Below are 2,390 nucleotides of genomic sequence, written 5' to 3' on the forward strand. Positions count from 1 at the left end.
GCCGACGGCAAGGGCTACATCGGCGAGCAGGAGGACTGCGTTGAGGCGGCGTGAGACCACCACCACGGGGGCGGGGCCTTCGGGCACCGTCCCCAGGGGCGGTGGGTGGCCGTACGCGCCCCGTAGGGGCGCTGCGAGGTCCGCGCCAGCGGATCTCGCAGAAAACCGCCGCCCCCGCCAGGGGGCGTCCACGGCCCGGCGGCCCCGCCCCCGGGCAGCACCTGTGCGCGGTGCACGCCGCCGGGCCAGGAGCAGCCGCCCCGCAGGGGCGTCCGCGTCGGCGGCGCAGCCGCTGGCCCCCTCCCGGGCCCCGCAGCGGCTCGCCCGGGGCCTCCGGCCGTGCGCCGAAGGCCCCGGGCCGCCTGCTAGGCGGCGGACCTGCCCAGCAGGAACTCCACATCGTTGTCGTTGAGGCAGGCGATCTGGTCGGTGACGGCCCGGACGCGGCCCGCCTCATCGGTTGCCTCGGCGAAGCTGTCCAGGAACTGGGGCTGCATCAGCCTCTCGGGGGTGGCCAACATCCGGTGGGCGAGCTCGCGCACCTGCTCGCGCTGGTGTGTGCGACGCCGCTGCTCCTGTTCGCTGTAGATGACGTAGAGGTGGTTGAGCGACTTGAGGATGTCGCACTCCAGCCGGACCCGGCGGGGAACGACCAGGTCCGCGCGGTAGCGGGTGAGGCGCTTCCTGCCGTGCTCCTTGCGGGTGGCGTCCAGAGCGCCCAAGCAGAAGCGGCTGATGAGCGCGCTGGTGGCGGCCTTGAGCCGCCTCTGGCCGTCACTGGAGCCGTAGCTGTCCGGACCCGGCCACCACGGCTGCTGGACGAGTTGGTCGAAGACCTCGCCCAGTTCGGCGAAGTCGGTACCCGCGGGCGCGTAGTTCGTCGCCGCGAAACGCAGGAGCTCGCCGCGCTCGGGCCCTGACGTGAACTCGACCGTCCTCAGGCGTCCGCTCAAGAACGCGTCCTCCAGGTCGTGCACCGAGTAGGAGATGTCGTCGGCCCAGTCCATGACCTGCGCCTCCAAGCAGCGACGGCCCGCGGGGGCGCCCTCCCTCACCCATTCGAAGATGGGCCGGTCCTCGTCGTAGACACCGAACTTGGGCGAGGCGGGATCGCCGGGCTTGCCGCCGCGGGCCCACGGGTACTTCGTCGCCGCGTCCAGGACGGACCGGGTGAGGTTGAGACCGACGTCGCCCGTGTGCTTGGGCTCCAGGCGGGTCAGGATCCGAAACGACTGGGCGTTGCCCTCGAACCCTCCGGCGGGTGTGGCGAACAGGTCCAGTGCCAGTTCTCCGTTGTGACCGAAGGGCGGGTGCCCCAGGTCGTGGGCCAGGCCGGCCGCCTCGACGACGTGGCGGTCGCACCCCAGCTGCTCCCCCAGCACGCTGGCGATCTGCGCGCACTCCAGCGAGTGGGTCAGACGGGTACGTCGGCTGGCGCTGAAGGGCAGGTCACCGGCCCCCGGGGTGATGACCTGTGCTTTGCCGCCGAGGCGGCGCAGAGCGGCGGAGTGCAGGATGCGCGCGCTGTCCCGCTCGAAGGGGGAGCGGTGGGAGGAGGTGTCGTCCTCCTGGATGTAGCGTTCGGCCTCGGGCTGGCCGGAGTTCGACCTGAAGATGGAACGTGTACGGCTGCTCACGCTGACCTCCTGGAACGGAACCGGGAGGGGTCGACCGCCTGCGGCGGTCTGGTGGGTGGTGTCCCTCCCGGTAGCGCGGTTGCACGCACTGCGCGGGCAAGGGGCCGCAACCGGGTGCGTTCTTTGCGCCCGGTTGCGGCCCCTCCCGCGTGGTGCAGGCTGCCGCGCCGGGAGGGGCACCACCCGCCAGGGCGCTGGTTGTCCTGAGTCGGGTTGGAGGTGGAGGCGGGCTCTTGGCGTGAGGGGTCGGTGCTTGCGCTCGGGGCGCGGAACGGGCCTGGCCCGTCCGGGGGTGGTTGTCGGTCGTCCCCAAGTGCCTCGGGTGCTGTTGAGCTCCCGTAGGGAGCGAGAGGGGCCTATCGGGATGGGATCCGGGGCTCGGGCACCTGCTCCGTGGTGGTGCAGACCAGTTCGGCGAATCCTCCCTTCAGGTGCGGTCTGGGACAGTGCGCTCCACACCCCTGAGGGCTCTGGAACGACCGGCGTGCAGCCAGGGTCTGCGTACGGCTTTCGGCGTGTCTGCACTGCGGCTGAGTACCGATCCATGCCAAGGAGGAGGAGGAGGAGGAGGAGGCGCACAGCTCCCTCTGGAACTGCGGGGACCGGCGCAGACCCCTGACATGTCTTTCAGGGGCCCCGAACCCGCACCCTCCTCACTTCCTGTCCTGCGGGGGCCGCGCCAGCGGCCTCCCACCCAAAAAGAACACAGCCGCCCCCGCAGGGGGCGTCCATGCACGAGACAGCACCGCCGTG

1 protein-coding gene is annotated in these 2,390 nt (G+C 71.7%); it reads right to left on the reverse strand.

The window, feature by feature from the left end:
- Window positions 1–365 precede the first annotated feature (365 nt).
- Window positions 366–1,637, reverse strand: a complete 1,272-nt coding sequence (locus tag DQW06_RS05040) for a deoxyguanosinetriphosphate triphosphohydrolase (RefSeq protein ID WP_232832958.1) — start codon at window positions 1,635–1,637, stop codon at window positions 366–368.
- Window positions 1,638–2,390 lie beyond the last annotated feature (753 nt).

It is taken from the genome of Nocardiopsis sp. TNDT3 (assembly GCF_003427465.1).
Classification (GTDB): domain Bacteria; phylum Actinomycetota; class Actinomycetes; order Streptosporangiales; family Streptosporangiaceae; genus Nocardiopsis; species Nocardiopsis dassonvillei.